Below are 24482 nucleotides of genomic sequence, written 5' to 3' on the forward strand. Positions count from 1 at the left end.
CTCTCGCTGAGATTAACAACTTAGGTTATAATGTCTGGCTATCAATCAGTGAGACCCAAAGCGCATGCTATTTGAAGATTTTGACCTAGATCCACGCCTATTAGACTCTCTAAAGGCTATGGGACATTTAAGCCCGACGACCGTTCAACAACAAACATTGCCAATGGCGATGGAACAACGGGATATTTTAGCTAAAGCGCCTACAGGTACAGGTAAAACTGCAAGCTTCTTATTGCCAGCTTTACAACACTTGATTGACTTCCCGCGCCGCTTTAACGGTCAAGCCAGAATATTGATTCTGACGCCGACCCGCGAACTTGCCAGCCAAATCCACCGTTACGCTTGCCATTTAGCCACCGATCTCGAATTAGATGTTGGTATTATTACTGGTGGCGTTCCTTACGGACCGCAGGAAGAACAACTTGAAGAAAACATCGACCTTTTAATCGCCACTCCAGGGCGTTTAATGGAATACCTCGATAAAGGTCAATTTGAAGCAACTGAAGTTGAAATATTGATTATTGATGAAGCAGATCGCATGTTAGACATGGGATTCTCGTCAGTGGTAGAAACCATTGCCATCGAAGCTCAAGGTCGTAAACAAAACATGCTGTTTTCTGCCACTTTAGAAGGCAGCGGTGTTGCTCGTTTTGCTCACGTACTATTAGAAGACCCTGTCACCATTGACGTTGAGTCTCCTCGTAGCGAAAAAGCCAAAATCCACCAATGGGCGCATTTAGCCGATAACAATGTGCATAAATTTGCTTTGTTATGTAACTTGCTTCAGCAAGAAGAAGTTAAGCGCACTATTGTGTTCGTTAAAACACGTGAAGTCGTCGCCAGCCTCGAAGGCTTGCTATTAAAAGCAGGTATTCCTTGCGCATTCTTACGTGGTGATATGGAGCAAAAGAAACGCTTCCAAGCATTAAGTAAGTTCAGTAAAGGTGAAGTCAACATTTTACTTGCCACTGACGTTGCTGCACGTGGTATTGATATTGATGGGATCACTCACGTTATCAACTACGATATGCCTCGTTCTGCTGATGCCTATGTTCACCGTATTGGCCGAACAGCTCGTGCCGGAGCCAAAGGTACTGCTATCTCATTAGTTGAAGCTCATGATATGCGTATCGTTAGCAAAATTGAACGCTATATTGAGCAGCCATTGAAGCGTCGTTATATCGATGGGTTAAGACCAACGCACAAAGAAGCAAAAGTCCCAGGTAAGAAGAAAGACAAGAATAAGATTGCAGCGAAAAAATCGAAGAAGAACAAAAAGAAAAAATAAACCTGCGATGCAAAGCTGAAATAAGCAAATTTTTATCAAAGCCCTGAATTGTTTACTCAATTCAGGGCTTTTTTGTGGTCATAAATCAATTTGGTAGCGTATTGCTCTGTTTAATCGTGAAATAAATTTTCTGAAACATTTAATTCACAACTAACGCTTTTGCTTCAATTCGTTGTCTGTTAATTTAGAGTCTATATTGCTCTAAGTCTTTAATATTTTAATAAGAAAACTAAGTTTTTAGCAGAGTAGTCCTTTAGAGCCAACAATGTCGTTTTAGTATGGATACGTTTATCAATGAAAAGAATATTAAGAATCCTCTCTCCGCTGTTTATTCTAGTGGTATTTATCGGCCTCGCTGCCGTTTTGCTGAGTACTCAACAAGCTCCTGAACAAAAAGAAGAACAAGTTAAAACACCTATCATTGATATCTTGACCGTTGAACAGCAAACAGTATCGTTAAATTTGCCATCATATGGTGTTGTCAGTCCTAAATATAAAACTCAATTAGTCACTGAAGTACAAGGACGACTGGTGAGTTTAGACCCAAGCTTTGTTGCAGGCGGAATTGTTCAGCAAGGGCAAGCTCTCGCTCAAATAGAGCCTTCTGACTATCAAGCTGATTTCATTCAAGCAGAAGCGACGTTGGCGCAAGCTAACGCAGCACTAAATGAAGAGATTGCCCGCGGTGAAGTGGCAAAAATTGAATTCAAAGACTTTGATAATGGCTTACCGCCTGAGTTAGGTTTACGTATCCCGCAGTTAAAGAAAGAACAAGCCAACGTTAAATATGCCAAAGCCGCTTTAGCTAGAGCGCAGCGCAACTTAGAGCGCACCGTTATTCGCGCCCCTTTTGATGGCATCATCAAAGCTCGCAATGTTGATTTAGGTCAGTATGTTTCATTAGGTACCAATTTAGGTGAGCTTTACGATATTAGTATTGCTGAAGTGCGCCTACCGTTAACCAACAACGACCTAGCTTATTTAGAGTCTGTCGATAACCCTGATACTTCGGTGATATTAAGTGCTTCACTCGCAGGTAAATCATTTACATGGAATGGCAACATTGTCCGCAGTGAAAATGTTATAGATGAACAAAACCGCATGGTCTACTTGGTTGCTGAAGTAAAAGATCCATACCTACGTAATCAACGCAGTGAAGATGAGCTACCACTTAAATATGGCAGTTTTGTCACTGCAATCATTAAAGGCCGCACGGTCGACGGTATTGTTAAATTACCACGCTACGTGGTTCGTCAAGACCAAGTCGCCATTGTCAAAGACGATAACACCATTGAAATCCGTAAAGTGAATATTGTTCGTACAGACATTGAGAATGTGTTTATCAAAGACAGCTTAGCAACGGGCGAGCGCGTTTCGATTACTGATATTAGTAACTTGGTTTCAGGTCAAAAAGTGAAGTTACTCGGTGAAGAGTCTGAAGAAGTTGAAATAGAGTCGGAAGATCCCGAAGCAATATCATTGGCAGGTGAGCAATAATGGATACCAATAAAGGAATTATTGCTTGGTTTGCTCGCAACAATGTTGCCGCAAATCTGCTGATGTTTGCCTTGTTAATTGGTGGACTATTTAGCTCATTGCTGATTAACAAAGAAGTGTTCCCAACATTTGAACTCAACTTGCTCAATATTTCAGTCGCTTACCCTGGCGCTGCACCGCAAGAGATTGAGGAAGGGATTAACATAAAAATCGAAGAAGCCATTCAAGATATCAACGGCATTAAGAAGGTCACTTCTGTCGCCAGTGATAGTGTCGGCTCTGTGACGATTGAAGTTGAAGACGGCTATGAAGTGCAGCAAGTTTTGGATGAAGCTAAACTACGAATAGATGCTATTTCAACTTTCCCCGATAACATTGAAAAGCCCAATATTTATCAAATAAAACCTGAGAATAATGTTATTTGGGTGTCGGTGTATGGCGATATTAGCCTGCACGAAATGAAGGAAATGGCTAAGAGCATTCGTGATGACATTACAGATTTACCTGCAGTAACACGCGCACAAGTTACTGGAGTGCGCGATTATGAAATCGGTATCGAGCTATCGGAAGATAAACTGCGAGAATACGATCTCACCTTCTCTCAAGTCGCTCAAGCGGTGCAAAACTCATCTATAGATTTACCTGGTGGCTCAATTCGAGCTCAAGATGGTGATATTTTACTGCGCACCAAAGGCCAAGCATATACAGGTGAAGACTTCTCTAAAATCGTAGTCACGACACGCCCTGATGGTAGCCGAATAATGCTACCTGAAGTCGCGACGATTAAAGACGACTTTGAAGAACGTTTAGAATACACCCGCTTTAATGGCAAACCCGCAGCCATTATCGAAATTACCAGTATTGACGATCAAAATGCATTAGCAATATCTGAACAAGTTAAAAGCTATATAGCAGAAAGAAAGACCACCTTACCGGCCAATATTGAACTCGATACTTGGGGGGATTTAACCCACTACCTTGAAGGTCGTTTAAACATGATGTTGTCGAACATGTTTTACGGTGCTTTATTGGTGTTTATTATTCTGGCGCTGTTTTTAGATCTTAAGTTAGCATTTTGGGTCATGGTCGGCTTACCAGTGTGTTTTCTTGGCACCATCTTATTGATGCCATTAGAGCCATTTAATCTATCAATTAATATGCTGACCTTATTCGCCTTTATTCTGGTGTTGGGGATCGTCGTCGATGATGCCATTGTCATCGGCGAAAGTGCCTACAGTGAAATTGAAAAACACGGTCAATCTCTCGATAACGTCGTCAAAGGCGTGCAAAAGGTTGCTATGCCCGCCACTTTCGGGGTACTCACAACCATTGCGGCATTCATTCCAATGATCATGGTATCTGGGCCGATGGGAGTGATTTGGAAATCAATTGGCATGGTGGTGATTTTAGCTTTGGCCTTTTCGCTTATTGAATCAAAGCTTATTTTACCTGCGCATTTAGCGCACATGAAAGTGAAGAAAAAGCGCCCGCCAACCAATGTATTTTCAAAGTACAAAGTAAAACTGAACGAAAAACTACAGTACTTTATTCACAATAATTACCGCCAATTTTTAGGTAAGTGTATTACCCATCGATACAATGTCGTCGCAGCCTTTGTTGGAGTATTGATCTTATCTTTGGCATTGGTAGGAAGCGGTAAAGTACGTTGGGTGTTTTTCCCAGATATTCCGTCAGACTTTATTCAAGTACAACTTGAAATGGAAGAAGGTAGCTCTGAACTTAACACCCTTGATGTCGTGCAAAAAGTAGAAGAAGCCTTATATGCAATGAACGACAAATTTGCTCAAGAGTCAGGTTCAGATGTGGTTAAACACAGTTTCATTAATATGAGTTCGAGAAGCTCAGCATTTATCTTTGCTGAATTATCAAAAGGCGAAGACCGTGAGATTGATGGCGTGACAATCGCGGCTGAATGGCGAGCACAATTACCTGAGTTGCTATCGGTTAAAAAACTCAATATTGCTGCCAGTACAAATGATGCCGGAGGCGATATTTCCTTCAGATTAACTTCAAGCAATTTAGCGCAGTTGTCTGAGGCGTCAAAAGAATTAAAAGGTAAATTAGCCACCTATGAAGGTGTCTATGATATCTCTGATAACTTTTCATCTGGCAGCCAAGAAATTCGTCTAAATATTCGTCCTGAAGCTGAAGCCCAGGGGCTCACTCTGTCTGATTTAGCTCGCCAAGTTCGTTATGGGTTTTATGGCTATGAAGCCCAGCGAATTTTGCGTAATAAAGAAGAAGTGAAAGTCATGGTGCGCTATCCGCTTGAGCAGCGTCGCACCATTGGTCACCTTGAGAACATGCTTATTCGCACGCCCCAGGGCGTTGCAGTGCCTTTCTCAACAGTGGCAGATATTGAACTAGGTGAGTCGTTTGCGTCTATTACCCGTGTTGATGGTCGCAGGGCGATTACGATTACCGCTAACGTCAATAAAAATGCGGTTGAGCCGTCAAAAGTTGTCAGTGAAATTCAAGAGGATTTCTTACCTGAACTCACCAGTCAATATACAGAAGTCAATGCTTCTCTTGATGGCGGTAGTCAAGATGAGCAAGACGCCATGTTAGGTTTAGTGCAAGGTTTCTTCTTTGCGATGTTTACCATTTATGCACTTATGGCAATTCCGCTTAAATCATACACTCAGCCGATGATTATCATGTCGGTTATCCCATTTGGGATGATTGGCGCATTGTTTGGCCATTATCTACTTGGGATATCCATGAGTGTATTGAGCTTGTGTGGCATTGTCGCATTAGCAGGGGTTGTGGTTAATGACTCATTGATTCTAGTCGACTTTGTTAATCGAGCCCGCAAAGAAGGTTACTCAGTTTTAGACTCAGCCATTGACTCTGGTTGCTATCGTTTTAGGGCCATTATCTTAACCTCAATGACCACCTTTGTCGGCTTAGTGCCCATCTTGCTCGAGAAAAGCTTACAAGCAAAAATTGTCATCCCGATGGCCACATCACTGGCATTTGGTATTTTATTCTCAACCGTAGTGACGTTGATTTTAGTACCTGTGTTGTACATCATTTTAGAAGATGTCAAAAGCGTACTTCGCCGATTATTCATTTGGTGGTGGCAACCTAAAAAGGACGATGATGAAGCCTACAATTAACCTAATGCTTGAAACTAATTCTAGGCTTTAAATACTAGTTTTAGGCTTTAAACACTAGCTCTAGGCTTAAACACAGTAAAGTAATTCATTAAAAGGGAGCGAAAGCTCCCTTTTTATTCCTTAAAGCTCCCCTCTTTAATTTCTCCAACGGCATGAGTTGTCTCACCTTAGCGAATTGAAAGGCTATTATAGTTAAGCTTTATTTATGCGAGCCGCAAAACAGTAATCAAGTTGAGTTAAGGCTAAAATGAGCGTTTTACAGTCAGGCTTAACATGGCAAAATTATGACAGAAACACTCAACTCCGAAATAATCAACGCCAAAAATCACAAACAAGAATTAATAGAATCTACTGAGCCCTATAATTCAAGTGAACCCCATGATTCAACCTTGGTTTACGATATTCGTCAAAGCCGCTACCTGAATATTACCGGCCGCTGTACCTTAAGGTGTCAATTCTGTCCTAAACACAATGGTTCCAAGCAGGTTCACCAATATGAACTGTCTTTAGACAAACAAGTGAAGCCAGCTGATATTATCCCGCTTTTAGGTAAGGTAACTGACTTTGATGAATATGTATTTTGTGGATATGGCGAGCCAACGCTTAATTTAGAAACCCTGATAACGGTTGCGACATACATCAAGTCTGAAGGCGGTAAAACTCGTCTTAATTCTGATGGACTGGGCAATCTATTTCATCGAAGAAACATCCTTCCAGAACTCTCAGCTTGTATTGATAGTTTATCTATTTCACTTAATGCGGACACCGAAGCGCTTTATATCCAACACTGTAAACCTAAACTCAAAGGCGCTTATGACGCACTGCTAGCCTTCATTGAGCTTGCACCACAATATATTCCTCAAGTTCAAATCTCAGCCATTAATGGGCTCGATCAGGTCGATATTGCGCGATGCCGAGAAATAGTCGAACAAAGAGGCTGTGAGTTTAAGCAAAGAGAACTGGATATTGTGGGTTAATCTAGCGCTTTTTTGGTAATAAAATCGTTAAAAAAGCTTTACTGAGGTCAACCTAGTAAAGCTTTCGTGATAACATCAGCCTATCGGGACAGTTAATATAAGTAAGTGAATGTTTAAAAGACAAACCAATAAAAACGTCTCAAAATTTCTGCTCATTTCAGCGCAAGATATCCATTGGAGTCGTCAACAGGTCTTGGCCTTAGCAAGTCAATTGTCTGTGATGATCATCAGCGTCATTATTTTTACCACCCTATTACTCAGCTTGGGCGAACGTCGCTTACAAGAGGATTGGGCCGATAAACGTTACAGTGAATTGCAAACTGTAGGTACACTGGCGTCAGATAAAGTTAACTTCCTTAAGTTTCGTACCCAAGCCTTTGCTAATGGCGAGTTGATGAACCAGTATTTAACAACGCCAGCAGAACTTCAAAAAGAACGCTTACTCGAAAATTGGTCTGGGTTACTGACTCATATTCCAGAACTATTGGGACTCACCTTATTTGATCCTCAGGGTAATATCCGTATTGCCACCACCCCAGCCTTTGATAACATCTCGCTTCCTGAAGTCGTGTTAAGTAAAGATAAAATCATGGGCGGTAATGATATTTATTCTTCTCAGATTCAATTTGTGCCTATCAATGGCAAACTGGTTCCTTTTGTTTTTCAGTTAGCTTGGATTGAAAACCCCGATCAAAGTATTCGTGGATATTTAGTCACTTACAATTCCATTACCGAAGTACTGCAATCGATTAAACCCGCGTTCTTCAATCACGATACACCGCTATTGTTACTCGGCGAAGACGGTAAATTATACGCAGGTGATGAACAAAACAGTCCACTCAAGAAAATGCCCAATGCCTTAGGTGGCAGTTTGCAACAAAGTTATCCGTCTATTTGGCAACAAATGGCCAATACCAATTTTGGTCAGTATCACAATGATGTCGGTACATTTGTGTTTCTTAAAATTGAGCTTGCTGCCCATCACCCTATCATTAGGGAATATTATTTATTGTCATATATTCGCCACGAAGATATTGCAGCAAGGTTTGAGCGGTGGCGTTATATCCTAATGAGTTTCGGCGTCATTATTGCGGCATTAGCCAGTGCATTACTGTTTACTCGTCACCGTTTTCAACTTGAGAAAAACGCCAACACGAACAGCATTACCCTGTCCAGCAGTCTGTTCAATAGCCATCAAAGCTGTTTATTGGTGAATAACAGCGGAAGAGTCATTAAAGCCAATAAACAAGCCGCTGAAACCTTGTCTTTAGACATCGACGAGCTACTAGAAAGAAGATTACAGCGAATACTGCAACTAGAAGACCACACTTATCAAGCATTAGTACAAGCAATGAATGGCAATAAACCTTGGTCTGAAGTCATCAGCTTTAACGATCAAAATTGCACCATTTACGTTTATGCTCAACCAGGTACAACTCACTTAAAAAGTGAACACTATTGGGTGATTACCTTTGAGAATGTCACCGAATTAAGCACAGTAAAACAGCAAGCCTATAGCTATCAGTTATTGTCAGAAAGTGATGTCGCGACAGCATTGACCGATGCAAATGGTGAGCTTATTAAGTTTAACCATAAATTCAAAAAACTGTTAGATGTCGAAGAAGCGAGTAAAGCTAATATTGTTGATTTATTAGGCGAAGAAATAACTCAACAATGGACCGACATTACCAGCCGCTTAAGTTTACAAGGAAAGTGGAAAGGCCAAATCATAGCCAACACAGGCACACGATTTGCTAATAGTTTAAAAGCCAGTATTCAAGCAGAACATTCACTTGATGGTGATATAGAGTACTTAGTGATTACCTTACAGGTATTAAAACAGCAGACATTATCTAAGCAACTCCCATCACAGCAATCGCCATTAAGTTCGATGATATTGCCATTAGCCGAATTAGAAATACATTTTAGTACGTTAACAGAGCCTAATCGCGAGCAAACCTGTTTAATGATTATGGATATTAACCCTGAAGGATTAATTAGCCATATCAGCGATATTGATCATCTTGAAAAACGTCAAAAAGACATTGAGATTCAGTTGCTGATTGATTTGCCTACAGGTTATCAAGTTGCCCGTTGGCGTTTAGGGTCATTAGTGATTTTATTGCCGTTGAGTGATTCAATTCAAGCGCACAAATATGCAATGAGTACGATGGATAGGTTAGAGCAAAGCGACTTAAATGAAGGGATTAATATCGGCATTGCTGGTTACCCTGAACAGCAAAGTTTTGAAGACTATTTAGCCAACGCTGAAGTTGCATTGAAACGCGCTAAGCAAACGGGTGATCAAAACATCTGCCAAGCTTTTACTCGCAAGGCTTAAATTTATTCGCAACACATAAAGTACAGAGCGGATATTTTGCTTATCAATCTGCCAGAACCTGAACTATATATTAGGAAGGAACTGTATATTAGGGCTGAACGAAAATTGCAGCCCTTGTGTTTCATTATGGTATCGCCTAAAGCTGTTTAATTGAAATAGCCAAAAGCTGCTTAATTGATATGACCTAAAGTGGTTTAAGTATATTGAAAGCTTAAGTTAACCTGATAAAAAACAGCTAACACAGCGACTTAATCACCCATCTCTAATAAGTTTGCTGGTAACTTACTACGAGTAATTTCAATAATGTTAGAACGGCTCATAACGACCTTGTAACGGGCATATTCTAACGGCCCTTTACCATCTTTTAACACCGCGACCAAATTGACTTGATAACGGCGCTCTACCGATTCATTACTGACTTTTCCGTCCAGTTCTTTATAGATCTTGGCTTTGCCGCGCTCTAGGTGTCTTGCAAATGGCACTAAGCTAAAGTTAACTTGCTCTTGAATTTGCGAGTAGCCTGCTTCAAATTCTTTATTAGTGACTTTGGTGGCAATACGGTAATGCAACACCTCTGCATCAACCTTGTTTTGGCTATGCCGCTGCTTCATAATTTCAGCGACTTCTGCAGGAATATCCTGCGGGCGAGTGAAATCGAGCCAAACCAACTGTTTAGCAACCACCGTTTTAGTCGAGGTATCTCGAAGAATACGACTCCAACGTGGACGCCCACGTTGAATAAAGCGCCATAGGGCATTGCGCACATCTTCTTTAAAAATTTCCCTAAAACCATAAATAATCGCTAGGGTAACGATTAAACTCATGGTTAAGCCGCTAAATACGCCCTGTGCTTTAATAATCAACGTTGAGACGACCAACATAACCAAGGTTGTGGCTAACCCTGTCACGAACTTCTTTAGCCCTACTCCGAGGGTTTTTAGCTCTTCTTTAAGTACTACACCTTGTTGGATCAAGCGGCGCAGTAACAACATCTTATTTGAAATGCGGTTTGCATCTTGCTTTGTACCTGCCGAATTGTACTTTTTTTCCTCTTCACGGTAATGATTTTCAGCACGACACAAGTTAACTATCTGCTCTTTGATATCACTGTAATCAGCATTTCGAGGCCGATAAGCTAGTGTTTTAAGTAATTGCTGTTCACAAAACCAAGACAGATAGTTATCAGCATTAGCAAAATAAGATTGCCACTTTTCTTCGCTGGGTTCATTACGACGAAATTTCTTTAATAATTGTGTAACCGATGTGCCAAGCTCTGCTAATGCAGGATAAAACTCTGCGGCCTCGGTAATTTGCCTTAATTCCTTTGCATCAGTTTCAATAGCAACGGCAAATTGATAAGCGAATAAATTAAGGTAGAAGCGGAACTCTTCTTTAGTGCGTTTATTAATACTCACAAAACGGTTTTGCACTAAAGGTAAATGCAGGCCCTTAGAATAATAGGAACGACGCCCGACAATGGCGCTATGATAATACTCTTCTTCATCTAAGGTTTTATCGCCAATGCCCATTTCTGTTGGCAAATAAAAATATAAATCGAGTGCACGCTGATGCCCAACCTCCATCTGATGGCTGAACTTAATTGATAATGCTTCTTCTTGTTTTACTTTGATTTTTGCCACTGAGGAGAACTCAATAACGGAGAATATAGTTACTATAACGAATTTAGCGAAAAATGAGAAAGGGGGATATTAACAACTCATGCTTTATTCGTGCAATTGGCAAGCCCAAAGGGTGCTAAAAGGAGTAAACTTTACCAAAATAAAGCCGTTGTCTGCGTCCATCTCTAGCACTTGAACGTTAACACTCACTTGGTTACCAACAGCAAGGTTCTCTTTTGATTCATTGAATTCATTGGCTAAATAACTCTGAAATGATGAATTATCAGATATAAACTTAGCATCTGTTATATCTAAATCTAGCTGATACAATAACTTACCAATCTCAAGCTCTCTTAGCTGACCTTTTAAAGATAAATGTTCACGTGATGATTCAGGTTGCTCGCTAAAATAGTCTAAATAAATTTTCTCATCATTGAATGTCAATGAGAGATGTATCGAGATTTGAGGGGTGTTAATCACAATATTATCATTGGCTGTCATTGCGTGAATTTTTGTACTGCAATCAAATGCCGACACTTGACGCGAATCAGCAAAAGACTCCAGTATTAAAATACTAATACAAAACAGAACTGTACTCGACAGAATAAAAACAGCGCGCCCAAGCTTAGTCATTAGAAATTGTGCTAGACGATTAGCCACAAATATTCACCTCTTTTAACCAATCTTGGTTCACAACAGTCATTTGTGGATCTTCTTTTATCACTCTAATATTTTCAAAATGTAACCCATCCTGATCACGTTTTTTCAAAACAACGCTAATTGTTCTATTATCGCGAGCAATCGACACTAAAAGTGAATCCCAATCCATCACATCACACTTTGATAATTCGCTTAACGCATTTTCAGAACGAGATATAAAATCGCCATGATAGTCCTCACTCCCTTCAGACTCGTAAGCATAAAGCTTAGCTAAGCTACCACCAGGAGTTATAAATTCAGCGCTAAAATCTGGCACTCTAAAGCCCGAGTCTTTTAGATTTGAGTGGACAAAATAAGATGCAATAATTGTCATAAGAATAACGAGAATGTAATGTGCTTTTGAAATAACTTTAGTGGGGGAATCTAGCAAGCTGGTACGATTTACTACCACATTGCTATATAAAATGGCCCCTTGATCTGCAATTAATTCAATTAGGCCACGATGAGCTTCACCAAAGTAATCTTGGAAGTTTTCTACAAGTTGTTCCATTTCCGTAAGAGATAAACTGTGTAAATAGCCATCATGCTCTTCTGGAAATGACAGTGATTCTATAGGTACAACATGGCCACGATGCTTTGCAAGTATGCTTAACACCTTGTACTCATTATAATTGAGTTGCCATTTAGTAGCATTAGATTGATTAATAAGCTCTTTTTGCTCATCATCAAACCAACAACACCCGATTTGCATTCCTATATAATCTCTTTAGTCAATATCACCAATTATTATACGCTAGCCAAAAAAGATAGTTTGTGATCAAAACAGACGATAGATAGCCTAGATTTAATTTCGTGAACTAGCCCTCGTAATTTCGTAAGAGTTCATTGTCAGAAACAGCAAAACGGATACAAATGTTAACCATTTTAACAAAATAATAATATTTACCAGAGACTTATAAGATTAAAAAGCACTCAAACAACCACCCCTATCTAAGCAGAGATCATAAGGCAAGCCTCCATTTATGTTTATACAAAGTAAACCTAGCCCTCAAATGTAACATTCATAACGCTAATAACATTAGAGCGGTACACGCTTGGTAAAAGTAAAACCGTTTCAAAAAATAGCGACAAAAAAGCCGAGTTATCCTCGGCTTTTATAGGTTCACACAAATGTTTACCGGTGATATCCCGAATACATTAGAATGCGTATAACAGTGTCATGTTTGTTTCAGTATCAGTGCTTTTGAAACCTTCTAAAGGCTCACTGTTGTAACGAACAATCACAGCAAACTTCATCGCTAACGCACCGATAATGTTAGCTGTTAACGCAGACTCAGAACGTCCCTCTAAATAATCACCGTAATCAGCTACGAAGAGTTGAGTAAACTTAGAGCTTTCTGTTATTTCATAAGAAAAGTTAAGTGCACCATGGGCAACTACACTATCTTCAGTGTCATAGCCCAATGCTAAAGACTGTTCATCATCTAGCTTTTTATAAATGTAACCAGGACCAATTTCAGCACTTAAAAATGTTCTACCCGTATCGATAAATTTATGACCATAACCGGCTGAACCAATTGCTTTATAATCAAAACCAGTAAAAGGATCGGCTTCGTAGTTTGCTGTGATATACATGTAGTTCTTTTCATCAAACTTATAATCACCTTGGATACCAGCATAGTAACGTTTTGCCGTATTCTCACCTGAGTCTTCTTTATATAAGCCTTCTAGTAAGTAAGCATTTTCCCAGTTACCCAGCTCTTGTTTAAGGCCAAGACGGGCTTTAAAAGAAGAAGTATCAGTGTTACCCGTTGTTAACGTTGCACCTAACTCAGCTTCACCAGCAAACGTCGCATCACCTTCAACAAAATCAGCACCAGCATGGGCCGCAAATGGCATGGCAAGTGTTACAGCTGCAGCAAGTAGCAGTTTTTTCATGTCATCAAATCCTTTATTTACAATTAATTCAAGTTCACCCCAGAAATCGAACCGAATTCTAACACTTTGGTATCAAAAATGAAAAAACTACTGTGCATTTAATATTTAAACTCCAAATGGCGGTTTTTAAGCAGATAACAAGCTCTTACTTTGCCAGCGGCCACTCCGCCAGCGCCATAACATGGTTAATCCCCTCACCCATTCGTCTATCGCCAAGGCCATCCAAATGCCGACCAAGCCTAAGTCGAGGTAAATACCAAAGAAGTAAGCACCAGGCACAGCTATACACCACATAGATATAAGGCCAGCAAAAAAGGGGAAGCGTGCATCACCGCTAGCTCTCAGAGCATTAATTACCACTAAGTTGAAGGTTCTCCCTGGCTCCATCAATAAAGTCAGAAGAAATAATTGCCCAACCATAGCGAGAATATCTTGATCATCTGTGAAAAAGGCCACTAGCCTTTCCCCTATTAAGGCGGCAAGAATTGCAACAATCGTCGTTAGAACCAGTCCAATTTTGAGTGCTCGATACATTTGTGTCTCAGCAGCTTGGTATTGCTTGGCACCAATCATATGGCCAATCATAATTTCATTGCCAATACCGATAGATAAACCGAACAAAAGAATGAACATACAGACTTGAAAATAAAGCGCTTGCGCTGCAAGGGCTTTATCACCCATCAAACCAACAAAGGCTGTCACCACCATAAATTGCAGCATCCAAGAGATATTTTCCCCTGCCGCAGGTAAGCCAATATGGAATACTTTGGCAAGCAAATGCTTTTTAGGCTTAATAATTTCAGTTATTTTAAGCGGAATTTGGGTGTACTTAACAAATAAATATGCCATCAAAGACATGCCGACGAGTCGACCCACTACGGTACTAATAGCAACCCCAGCGACGCCCATTTGAGGTATACCGAACCAGCCGTATAGCAATAATAAGTTGCCTAAGAAAGTAATCACATTCATTAATAAAGTGACCCACATGGCTTGCTGAGTAAATCCATGGGCACGCATCCCAGCAGCTAAGCACATTGCCATCGCTTCAGGGATCAAACAGATACCAACGATTTGCAAATATAACTTAGCATCGGGAATTAACTCTACCGGTAAGTTCATCAGGTGCAGTATTAGCCCCGCGCCAAAAAATACTCCAAGCGCTGCTGCAACCCCAACCATTAAATTAAACCCAATAGAGGAATAAACAACATCGCGGGCTGTTGATCGATTTTTAGCCCCCAAATATTGGGTAATGACCACACTCGCGCCAATACTGACAAAACTAAATAAGGTAATGGATAACTCAAAAACCATATTACCAACAGATAACGCTGCCACCCCTTGATAGGAAACACGGCTAATCATTAACGTATTTAACGCTGCGGTTAAAAAATGTAGCGCAAAATCGAAAAATAATGGCCAAGTCAACGCGAATAATGAGAGTGGTTTGTCTGATTTTACGTGCATGTTAGTACTTCAGTAATGGTTAAAGGTGAGCATATTCCATGACAAGGTTAACGACTCAAAATGACAGTTAATATGTCTCTAATTAAGCTGAGTCAGTTTTATTCCATTTTTAAGGGCGGGGATAATGCGTTATAAACGCCTTTGATACAAGTTGTTTCATCAAAATTTGGCCATAAAAAAACCAGCGTTGACCGCTGGTTTTTTGAAGCTTTATTAATCAATTAGTTAACTGATAAGTGTTGTTACTTTCACATATAACTAAAGACTCATGTAACTAAATACTCATATAACTAAAGACTCTTGTAAAAGTCAGCCATTAGTTAATTTGAGGATTAAGTTCACCTGACTGATACGCTTTATACATTGCTTGTAGTGACTTAGGCTTGATCTTAGAGCCCATGCCAGCACAACCAAATGCTTCGTAACGTGTTGTACAGATATCAGCCATTGCTTCCATAGATGCTTTTAAGAATTTACGTGGATCAAATTCTGATGGATTTTCAGCAAGGAATTTACGTACTGCACCCGTTGAGGCTAAACGTAGATCAGTATCGATATTTACTTTACGCACACCGTGCTTAATACCTTCAACGATTTCTTCTAACGGCACACCGTAAGTTTCAGGGATCGCGCCGCCGTACTGGTTAATCACTTCTAACCACTCTTGCGGTACAGAAGAAGAACCGTGCATAACTAAGTGAGTATTAGGAATACGAGCGTGGATTTCTTTAATACGGTCAATACGCAACACATCACCAGTAGGACGTTGGCTGAACTTGTAAGCACCATGGCTGGTACCAATTGCAATAGCCAATGCATCAACATGAGTATCAGCAACAAAACGTGCAGCTTCTTCTGGCGTAGTTAACATTTGATCCATTGTTAGGATACCTGCAGCGCCAATGCCATCTTCTTCGCCAGCTTCACCGGTTTCGAGGCTACCTAAACAACCAATTTCACCTTCAACAGACACACCACAAGCATGAGCGAAAGCAACAGTACGACGCGTTACATCCACGTTGTAATCATACGATGCAGGTGTCTTACCATCAGCCATCAAAGAACCGTCCATCATCACTGAAGACATACCTAATTGGATAGAACGCTGACAAATATCAGGATCGGTACCATGGTCTTGGTGAATACATACTGGAATATCTGGATATTGCTCAAGAGCAGCAGCCATCAAGTACTTAAGAAACTGAGGACGAGCGTACTTACGTGCGCCAGCTGATGCCTGAACAATCACAGGGCTGTCAGTTGCTTCAGCAGCTTGCATAATTGCACGCATTTGCTCAAGGTTGTTTACGTTGAATGCTGGAACACCGTAATCGTGTTCTGCAGCATGGTCTAACATTTGACGTAGAGATATTAAGGCCATTTTTTACTCCAAAAGTAGGGTGATGTCTCACCTAGGTCGCTATCGCTTTGGATTGATTTTTATACCCTATGACACTTCAAAGCCAGGTTAACTATCCGTAAATAGCCAACGTTTCAATAAAGAACACGGGCGGTTTTTTTCTAATAATTATATTTTTCTTACTGCAATCTTTCCGTTTTAGCCCGTCAGCCTTAGTGCCAACTCTTTGGTTAGCATCTAAGTGACGAAATGGCTAAAACGTTTTTTATACTTGCTTGTTAAGCACCACGCTGTTCAAGCATGGTTACTGCAGGTAATTCTTTTCCTTCAAGGAACTCAAGGAAAGCGCCACCACCTGTAGAGATATAAGAGACTTTATCAGCAATATCATATTTATCTACTGCTGCTAACGTATCGCCACCACCTGCAATAGAGAATGCACTCGAATCGGCAATCGCCTGCGCGATACGTTTAGTACCTTCGCCAAATTGGTCAAATTCGAATACGCCAACTGGGCCATTCCACACAACAGTGCCTGCTGCTTCAATAATTTTAGCTAATGCTTCTGCGCTATCAGGGCCGATATCAAAAATCATATCAGTATCAGATACATCACTAACAGATTTTAATGTAGCTTCAGCTGTTGGGCTAAATTCACTCGCTACAACAACATCAGTCGGTACAGGGATATCGCCGCCACGGCTTTGTGCGTTTGCAACTAAACGTTTAGCTTCATCCACTAAATCAGCTTCAAATAATGACTTACCCACTTGGTGGCCAGCTGCCGCGACGAATGTGTTCGCAATTCCGCCACCGACAACTAACTGATCAACCTTAGTTGATAAGCTTTCAAGAACGGTCAATTTTGTTGATACTTTTGAACCACCTACAATAGCAACCATTGGACGGGCTGGATTATCTAATGCTTTACCCAGAGCAGATAACTCGCCCGCTAGAAGTGGGCCAGCACAAGCTACTGATGCATGAAGTCCAACGCCATGAGTCGATGCTTGCGCACGATGCGCTGTACCAAATGCATCCATTACGTAGACATCACATAATGCCGCTAGTTTTTTAGCTAAAGCTTCATCGTTTTTCTTTTCGCCGACGTTAAAACGTACGTTTTCGAATACTACGACTTCACCAACTTTAGCTTCAACACCATCAAGGTAATCTGACGCTAAACTTACAGGGCAATCAAGTGCTTCATTTAAGTAGTTCACCACTGGCTGCATAGAAAACTCAGGGTTAAACTCGCCTTCAGTTGGACGACCTAAATGTGACATCACCATCACAGCTGCACCTTTTTCAAGCGCTAGCTTAATTGTTGGTAAAGCAGCACGTAAACGAGCATCACTCGTTACAACACCATCACTGACAGGTACGTTTAGATCTTCACGAATAAGCACACGCTTATTGGTTAAATCTAACTCACTCATATTGATAATAGCCATTAGACTTTCCTTATAATTTAAAAACAAAACTGCTTTTGCTACTGAGCGCTTTACCCGCAGAGATAAAGCGCTCAATAACAATAAAATTAGTTATCTGTTTGCTTAGCTAATATCATTGCTAAGCTGGTGTCGAGCATTCGATTTGCAAAACCCCATTCGTTATCACACCAAAGTAATAACTTGACCAAGTGGCCGTCGCTCACCCGCGTTTGAGTGCCATCAACAATACTGGAGCGCGGGTCGTGGTTAAAATCACACGACACCAATGGCGCATCGGTATAGCCTAGCACCGCATTAAATAATCCGCTGGCTGCATGCTCTAAAACATGGTTTATCTTGGCAATATCTACTCGCTCATTCAATGTCACCGATAAATCAATTGCGGTGACATTAATAGTGGGCACTCGCACTGAAATCGCTTCAAACTTGTCTTTCATGTGCGGCAAAATTCTTTCAATGCCGCGAGCAAGTTTTGTATCTACTGGGATGATGGATTGACCAGCTGCACGTGTTCTGCGTAAATCGTCATGATACGCATCAATAACTTGTTGATCATTCATCGATGAATGGATAGTCGTTATTGCGCCGCTTTTCACCCCGAAGTGATTATCTAGCACATCAATGACAGGCACAATACAGTTGGTGGTACATGACGCATTTGAAACAACTGTATGGTCTGCTTTGAGTAAATCATCATTGACACCAAATACAATAGTGGCATCAACATCAGCAGAAGAAGGGTGACTAATCAGGACTTGTTTGGCACCGGCTTTTATATGCGCTTCGCATTCTGCTCGATCGCCTAAACTACCACTGCATTCATAAACGATATCAATATCGAGATCTGACCAAGGCAGTAAATTCGCGTCAGGCTGATGGAACAATTGAATCACATCATCGCCGATGACGAGCTGTTCATCTTTTAACTTAACCGTATTTTGAAAACGGCCATGAGTCGTATCATATTGAGTGAGGTGACTGATTGCGGCAGGTTTGGCAAGTTCATTAATTGCCACGATCTGGATTTCTTGACGTTTACCCGACTCGTATAGTGCACGGAGGATAGAACGACCTATACGGCCATAACCATTGATAGCGACTCGGATCATTGAGGGTTAAGCTTCCTCTTAACAGTACTCAGTAAAAAGCAGATAATAAAACGGCCTGCAAGTGATTGCAGGCCGCATTATACAGACTTAAAGGGTAAAAGTTTACCCTTATTATTTAACTGTATATTGGTTAAACCAGAGCATTCACTGTGTTAACCACGTTTTCAACGGTAAAGCCGAAGTGCTTCAATAAATCACCGCCAGGTGCAGACTCACCAAACGTAGACATACCGACTACAGCGCCGTTAAAACCAACATATTTGTGCCAGTAATCAACATGCGCAGCTTCAATAGCAACACGTTTCAGTACGCCAGCAGGTAATACTGATTCTTTATAAGCTGCATCTTGCTTATCAAATACGTTAGTAGATGGCATAGAAACAACGCGAACTTTTTGACCTTTTTCAGTCAATGCTGCAGCAGAATCAAGTGCTAGCTGCACTTCACTACCTGTAGCAATTAGAATCACTTCAGCAGTACCTTCACAATCAGACAGTACATAACCACCTTTAGCAACATTAGCTAATTGCTCAGCTGTACGTGCTTGTGCCTTAAGGCCTTGGCGACTAAAGATAAGTGAAGTTGGCGCTTTACGGTTTTCAATAGCAGACTTCCAAGATACAGCAGTTTCCGCTGCATCACATGGGCGCCATACAGTCATGTTTGGCGTCATACGTAAGTTAGCAAGTTGTTCTACTGGTTGGTGAGTTGGTCCATCTTCACCTTGACCAATTGAATCATGGGTATAAACGAACACGTTTTGAATGCCCATTAATGCTGACATACGTACTGCATTGCGAGCGTATTCCATAAACATCATGAACGTCGCGCCGTAGTTAATGAAACCACCATGCAAAGAAGCACCATTCATAATGCCGCTCATACCGAACTCACGTACACCGTAGTAGATGTAGTTGCCAGCAGGATCGTCTTGAATACCTTTTGAACCAGACCAAAGAGTCAGGTTTGAACCCGCTAAGTCAGCAGAGCCACCTAACAGTTCAGGTAACATTTCGCCGAAGAAACCGATGGCGTTTTGTGAAGCTTTGCGACTTGCAATGCCTTCTGCTTTATCTTGGCATTCTTGAATAAATGCGTTGGCTTTTTCTTCAAATTCTGCAGGAAGCTCGCCTGTGATAACACGACGTTTGTATTCAGCTGCTAGCTCAGGGAAAGCGGCAGTATAAGCTGCAAATTTCTCGTTCCAACTTGCTTCGTTTGAAGCGCCAGAATCTTTTGCATCCCAACCTTCATAAACAGTTTCAGGGATTTCAAATGCACCGTGATCCCAACCAAGGAATTCACGTGCTGCAGCGATTTCAGCATCACCCAGTGGTGCGCCGTGACAATCATGACTACCTGACTTATTTGGCGAACCAAAACCAATGGTCGTTTTACAACAAATCATTGTTGGCTTATCAGTAACAGACTTCGCTTCTTCAATAGCAGCGCGGATTGCATCACTATCGTGTCCATCTACGTCTGCGATAACGTGCCAGCCGTATGATTCAAAACGTTTAGGCGTGTCATCGGTGAACCAGCCTTCAACATGACCATCAATAGAAATACCATTGTCATCCCAGAAAGCCACAAGCTTACCAAGACCTAAAGTACCTGCTAATGAACATGCTTCATGAGAAATACCTTCCATCAAACAGCCATCACCTAAGAAACAGTAAGTGAAGTGGTCAACGATATCGTGACCAGGTTGATTAAACTGAGCAGCCAAGGTTTTTTCAGCAATCGCCATACCGACAGCGTTACTGATACCAGCGCCTAATGGGCCCGTTGTAGTTTCAACACCTGGCGTATAACCATATTCAGGATGACCAGGGGTTTTAGAATGAAGCTGACGGAAGTTCTTCAATTCTTCAATAGGTAATGCATAACCTGTTAAATGCAGTAAAGAGTAGATAAGCATTGAACCATGGCCATTTGATAATACAAAACGGTCACGATCAACCCATTCTGGGTTGTTTGGGTTGTGCTTAAGGAAGTCATTCCATAGCACTTCAGCGATGTCAGCCATCCCCATTGGTGCACCTGGGTGGCCAGAATTGGCTTTTTGAACAGCATCCATGGTTAATGCACGGATTGCGTTAGCGAGTTCTTTACGAGATGACATGCTCTCTCCTGCTTGTTGATGATGAGGTCTAGCGGGCAATTGTGGGGACATATTTTCCCCTACTCAGCGATGGGACGCAAATTATTATTAGATATAAGTCGCAATTTTTTGCATCTGACTACCAAGCCCCAGCTAAATAAGATATTAAACGGCTTAAATTTATACCATGTTAGCGCTAACATTTATATAACTTTTTACACCCATCCTCAACATTCCATAAAGAATGCCTGATCCAAAATCACCGTTATGCGTACTAAACGATGTGAATATTTATTGCCAATAAACGTATTAAAACAGTCAAAATTAATAATACTCAACTAAAATAATTGTTCTATTACCGCCCATTTAAACCTTAAGGTTGGAGCTAAAAAGTTAAATAACTGCATAAATTTCATAAGATTAATTTATTGATATCTAAAACAGTCAAAAATGGATTTTTATAAATATTTGAATGATTGCACAATTATTAACTTATATTAGTTCTAAGGGGTGTTATCCAATCCGATTTGAATTATTATAGACGTCTAGATGTAGATGCTTCTACACGTTCAAATTCCAAAAGACGAGATTTACCAACTATGGCAAACCACTTGTTCACCTCTGAGTCAGTCTCAGAAGGTCATCCAGATAAAATCGCCGATCAGATTTCTGATGCGGTATTAGACGCAATTTTAGAGCAAGACCCTAAAGCACGCGTTGCTTGTGAAACTTACGTTAAAACCGGTATGGTTTTAGTCGGCGGTGAAGTCACAACTTCTGCTTGGGTTGATATCGAAGAAATCACACGTAAAACAGTACGTGAAATTGGTTACACCCATTCAGACATGGGTTTTGATGCTGATTCTTGTGCGATTTTAAATGCCATTGGTAAACAGTCTCCAGACATTAACCAAGGTGTTGACCGTAGCGATCCAGCTGAACAAGGCGCGGGTGACCAAGGTCTTATGTTTGGTTACGCGAGTAACGAAACCGACGTATTAATGCCTGCACCGATTACTTACGCACACAAATTAGTGAAGCGTCAGTCTGAAGTGCGTAAAGATGGTACTTTACCTTGGTTACGTCCTGATGCAAAAAGCCAAGTCACTTTTGCTTATGAAAATGGCAAAATCAAAGGCATCGATGCTATCGTGCTTTCGACTCAACATCGTGAAGATGTGACCCAAGAAGACTTGATTGAAGGCGTGATGGAAACCATCATTAAGCCTGTTTTACCATCTCAGTGGTTAAACAAAGACACTAAATACTTCATCAACCCAACTGGTCGTTTCGTTATTGGCGGACCGGTAGGTGATTGTGGTTTAACAGGCCGTAAAATCATCGTAGATACCTACGGCGGTATGGCTCGTCACGGTGGTGGTGCTTTCTCTGGTAAAGACCCATCAAAAGTTGACCGTAGTGCTGCATATGCTGCGCGTTACGTTGCTAAAAATATCGTAGCTGCAGGTCTTGCCGACCGCTGTGAAATCCAAGTGTCTTATGCAATTGGTGTTGCAGAGCCAACATCTATCAGCATTGAAACATTTGGTACTGGTAAAGTATCTGAAGATGTATTGATTAAGCTTGTACGTCAGCATTTTGAGCTACGTCCATACGGCTTAACAGCAATGCTAGACCTTGCACGTCCTATCTACCAAGGAACAGCTGCATACGGTCACTTCGGTCGTGAAGAGTTCCCTTGGGAAGCAACTGATAAAGCTGAAATCTTGCGCGCTGATGCAGGTCTATAAGTTTTAAACTTATTGACTGCTGATGCCAAGTAAATTGTTTACGCTAAGTTAAGCAATAAAAAAACCGTCAATTGACGGTTTTTTTGTGCCTTTAATTTATCTCACTTGATATCTAGAGTTAAAAATAACTATGTACAGTGCAAGATAGATAACTATTGGCAGTACAAGATATATGTACACTACAGGCTAGGTGAAAGTACGATAGAAAAGATAAATGATAATCGCGCCCACAGTTAACACCGACGGATAAAAGGTCAAACTAAAGCCGATAGATCTTGCCCCCGCCCCTTTATCATAACCGCGCATAAACAATATTCGGCCGATAAAAAATAATATCGAAATTAATCCAATTAACGACATATAGTCAGCGGGCATAATGAAAGCCCATAAGAAATACACACTCATCACAATACAAAATTGTTCTAAGGTATTTTGCAGAACACTTTGCAAGCGCCTAACTCGCTCTGATTGCTCATAATAACTGCTACCATCAATATCTTTCGCACTGAAAAATCGATGCTTAGCAACACGCCCCACTGCAATGATTAAACTTAACGTTGGTAAAATCATCCCATAGGCATAAATAACCAACCTTTCAATTAATGATTGTGGCTCACTATATTCAAAAGGGTTTGCTAGTGCGCCATAAATCACTACAGCAAAAGACACAAGCATCCCTATCACAATACCTTGAGTGACATCACGTTGCTTACTGGTAAGTTTATTGGTAATTGAACTTGAAATTGGCATTATCTCTCCCTGTCATTAATGCTCAACTGCTAAAAAATGACCTCTATGATCCTTCATTAATATGGTCATATACCGATATTCGCACTCCAACAGGAGTATCACTAATTCAAAATTTATCGATTTAGCTGCACTTTGTCTCTTGTTAAACTATAGTCATTACCCGCCATTCTGCCGATGGCATCCAACATTTCACTGTCGATTTTAAAGTCAGTAACAGCATCATCGCGCACGTGAATAGCAACCACATCACCTAGCACTAAATGGCCTGACATGGGATCCTGCCCTAAATCTACAATTTGATTTAGTCTACATTCAAAACTGACAATCGCTTGCTTCACTCTATGCGGAGCGACTATCGATGAAGCCTGTTTCTCAACACTTGCATATTCAAACTCATCTTCAGTTGCGGGGATTTGATGGCAGGTTTGATTCATCACCGCTAAATCTGAATAGCTGACACTATTGATCACAAATTCTTGCTGTTCACGAATATTGACTAAAGTGTCTTTCTCAGCCCCTTTATCTGTGCTCATAGGGTTAAAACACAAGACTGGTGGATTAGCACTTGCTACAGTAAAAAATGAAAAAGGTGCTAAATTATTGACCCCTGATTTTGATACTGTTGAAACCCAAGCAATAGGTCTTGGGCTAACACCACCAATAAGCAATTTATAAACTTGTTGCGGTGTTAATGATTCTGGCAAAAATTCCATTTATGTCTCAAGTTGTTCTAAACATCAACTTAGCTAATTGAGCTCGGGTAAACTGATGAAAATCATATGCTAAATAAGTTACTTACTAAGCTATCACCCTATAATTGTTCAAACAAGCCCAAATCTTCCCACTCAAAATAAAACAAGTCATTAACATAATTTATCAGCAAAACTGAGCATATTATGCTCAACATTTAACGCGCAGAAGGTAGTGATGTTATTGAACGAGGGCTAGATCATTGAAATTTAGCTATTCATATCAGCTAAACTGATGATTTGTTATGATGGCGAAACACAAAACTCAGATTACT

At 40.7% G+C, this 24482-nt stretch carries 17 protein-coding genes; 6 read left to right on the top strand and 11 right to left on the bottom strand.

What is annotated here, in order from left to right:
- The first annotated feature begins 64 nt into the window (after positions 1-64).
- The 5 genes from srmB to L2737_RS14770 all read left to right on the top strand — a co-directional run bounded on the left by srmB (position 65) and on the right by L2737_RS14770 (position 9243).
- Entirely contained in the window at positions 65-1288 is a 1224-nt protein-coding gene (srmB, locus tag L2737_RS14750) for an ATP-dependent RNA helicase SrmB (protein ID WP_102527802.1), read from the top strand.
- Between the two features lie 294 nt (positions 1289-1582).
- Positions 1583-2785, top strand: coding sequence for an efflux RND transporter periplasmic adaptor subunit (locus L2737_RS14755; RefSeq protein WP_248956216.1), 1203 nt, complete (start codon positions 1583-1585; stop codon positions 2783-2785).
- Complete coding sequence (locus L2737_RS14760) at positions 2785-5925, top strand: efflux RND transporter permease subunit (protein ID WP_248956217.1); 3141 nt, start codon at positions 2785-2787, stop codon at positions 5923-5925. Before L2737_RS14755 ends, L2737_RS14760 begins: the two co-directional genes overlap by 1 nt.
- Positions 5926-6209: 284 nt before the next feature.
- On the top strand, positions 6210-6902 hold the full coding sequence (locus L2737_RS14765) for a TatD family nuclease-associated radical SAM protein (RefSeq protein ID WP_248956218.1): 693 nt from the start codon (positions 6210-6212) through the stop codon (positions 6900-6902).
- A 109-nt stretch (positions 6903-7011) separates the two neighbouring features.
- Complete coding sequence (locus L2737_RS14770; RefSeq protein ID WP_248956219.1) at positions 7012-9243, top strand: PAS domain-containing protein; 2232 nt, start codon at positions 7012-7014, stop codon at positions 9241-9243.
- Positions 9244-9491: 248 nt separating this feature from the next.
- Here L2737_RS14770 and L2737_RS14775 read toward each other — a convergent pair whose 3' ends face one another.
- From L2737_RS14775 to tkt, 9 genes are all read right to left on the bottom strand, one after another.
- Positions 9492-10883, bottom strand: coding sequence for a hypothetical protein (locus L2737_RS14775; RefSeq protein ID WP_102527807.1), 1392 nt, complete (start codon positions 10881-10883; stop codon positions 9492-9494).
- Between the two features lie 84 nt (positions 10884-10967).
- Positions 10968-11522 carry a hypothetical protein gene (locus L2737_RS14780; RefSeq protein ID WP_248956220.1) on the bottom strand — a complete coding sequence of 185 codons (555 nt, stop codon included), beginning with the start codon at positions 11520-11522 and terminating at the stop codon, positions 10968-10970.
- On the bottom strand, positions 11515-12273 hold the full coding sequence (locus L2737_RS14785) for a hypothetical protein (protein ID WP_248956221.1): 759 nt from the start codon (positions 12271-12273) through the stop codon (positions 11515-11517). Before L2737_RS14785 ends, L2737_RS14780 begins: the two co-directional genes overlap by 8 nt.
- A gap of 446 nt (positions 12274-12719) precedes the next feature.
- Complete coding sequence (locus tag L2737_RS14790; protein WP_102527810.1) at positions 12720-13460, bottom strand: DUF481 domain-containing protein; 741 nt, start codon at positions 13458-13460, stop codon at positions 12720-12722.
- A gap of 126 nt (positions 13461-13586) precedes the next feature.
- Complete coding sequence (locus L2737_RS14795; RefSeq protein ID WP_248956222.1) at positions 13587-14930, bottom strand: MATE family efflux transporter; 1344 nt, start codon at positions 14928-14930, stop codon at positions 13587-13589.
- Positions 14931-15246: 316 nt separating this feature from the next.
- A complete protein-coding gene (fba, locus tag L2737_RS14800; RefSeq protein ID WP_102527812.1) occupies positions 15247-16311 on the bottom strand; it encodes a class II fructose-bisphosphate aldolase in 1065 nt (354 codons plus the stop codon).
- Positions 16312-16568: 257 nt separating this feature from the next.
- Positions 16569-17744, bottom strand: coding sequence for a phosphoglycerate kinase (locus L2737_RS14805; protein WP_102527813.1), 1176 nt, complete (start codon positions 17742-17744; stop codon positions 16569-16571).
- Between the two features lie 86 nt (positions 17745-17830).
- Positions 17831-18853 carry an erythrose-4-phosphate dehydrogenase gene (gene epd / locus L2737_RS14810; protein ID WP_102527814.1) on the bottom strand — a complete coding sequence of 341 codons (1023 nt, stop codon included), beginning with the start codon at positions 18851-18853 and terminating at the stop codon, positions 17831-17833.
- A gap of 130 nt (positions 18854-18983) precedes the next feature.
- A complete protein-coding gene (tkt, locus tag L2737_RS14815) occupies positions 18984-20978 on the bottom strand; it encodes a transketolase (RefSeq protein WP_248956309.1) in 1995 nt (664 codons plus the stop codon).
- Positions 20979-21556: 578 nt separating this feature from the next.
- Here tkt and metK point away from each other — a divergent pair.
- Positions 21557-22708 (top strand): methionine adenosyltransferase, encoded by a 1152-nt coding sequence (metK, locus tag L2737_RS14820; RefSeq protein ID WP_102527816.1) that lies wholly within the window; start codon positions 21557-21559, stop codon positions 22706-22708.
- A gap of 186 nt (positions 22709-22894) precedes the next feature.
- On the opposite strand, the gene L2737_RS14825 is transcribed toward metK, so the two are convergent.
- Together L2737_RS14825 and L2737_RS14830 are read right to left on the bottom strand one after the other, a co-directional pair.
- Complete coding sequence (locus L2737_RS14825; protein ID WP_248956223.1) at positions 22895-23458, bottom strand: MAPEG family protein; 564 nt, start codon at positions 23456-23458, stop codon at positions 22895-22897.
- Positions 23459-23571: 113 nt separating this feature from the next.
- Positions 23572-24171: a flavin reductase family protein gene (locus L2737_RS14830; RefSeq protein WP_248956224.1), complete on the bottom strand. Its 600-nt coding sequence runs from the start codon at positions 24169-24171 to the stop codon at positions 23572-23574.
- Positions 24172-24482: the final 311 nt, after the last annotated feature.

It is taken from the genome of Shewanella electrodiphila, assembly GCF_023283985.1.
In the GTDB taxonomy this organism is placed as follows: Bacteria; Pseudomonadota; Gammaproteobacteria; order Enterobacterales; family Shewanellaceae; genus Shewanella; species Shewanella electrodiphila.